The following is a 1,072-nucleotide window of genomic DNA, read 5'->3' on the forward strand; positions in this document are numbered from 1 at the left end:
CGCATGGTGTAACGTCTAAATTCAATACCGAAGTGAGTAATTGGGTTACTGTAGGCAAAAAGATCATAGGTGTCCAAACGAACCACGGTTTGTTTAAGGCAGACCAATTTGTCGTTGCTTCTGGTAGCTTTTCCACTGCGCTTTTAAAGCAGCTCGATATTGATATTCCAGTGTATCCGGTTAAAGGATATTCACTGACGCTACCGATAGAAAATGAAGAATACGCACCGCGCTCTACCGTCATGGATGAGACTTACAAAGTCGCTATGACTCGATTTGATGACCGCATACGAGTGGCTGGCACCGCTGAACTTGCAGGTTTCGACCCAGCCTTGCCACAAAAGCGCAAAAACACGATTGAGATGGTGGTTCGCGATTTGTTCCCTCGCGGCGGTGATTTCAGCCAAGCAGAATTCTGGACCGGATTTCGCCCAATGACGCCAGATGGCACACCAATCATAGGTGCAACGCCATACGACAACCTCTTTACTAATACCGGGCATGGGACGTTAGGGTGGACAATGGCATGTGGTTCAGGGCACTTATTGGCCAATATCATGACAGGTGAAAAAGCCAAAATCATGGAGAACTCAGAGCTCAACTTACTTCGTTACGCGTAAATAATCGCACAAAAATCAAACAGACCTTTATTCCACATACTGCATAGTAGTTAGCATTTTTAACTCATCGAATATGCAGCACATTAAAATGACAACGTGCTGCATATTTAATCAAACCAATAAATTCCCCATCTAATTGCGCACAATAATCAACTAGAACCAAATTTTAACAACATCAAGCCATTCTGTGCCCACCATCACGCTATAAACGATTTATAGACAAAAAAGTTAACAATTGCATTACATAAAGGGTAATGTGTTGTTTGAAAAATAACCACAAACACAACTAACAGGGAAAATACTCATGCAGTCATTAGTTGATTTTCTGAATGGAATTATCTGGAGCCCAGTACTGATCTACCTGTGTCTTGGGGCGGGTTTGTTCTATTCGATCATGACACGCTTTGTGCAGATTCGTCATTTCTTTGAGATGTGGCGCTTGCTACTTTCGG

General features: G+C 42.8%; 1 protein-coding gene. It reads left to right on the top strand.

Annotated features, from left to right (window positions below; all coding sequences use genetic code 11):
* On the top strand, positions 1–620 hold a 620-nt coding region (locus R8269_RS26005), incomplete at its 5' end, for an FAD-dependent oxidoreductase (RefSeq protein ID WP_318223014.1).
* Positions 621–1,072 lie beyond the last annotated feature (452 nt).

It is taken from the genome of Vibrio sp. Vb0667 (genome assembly GCF_033391095.1).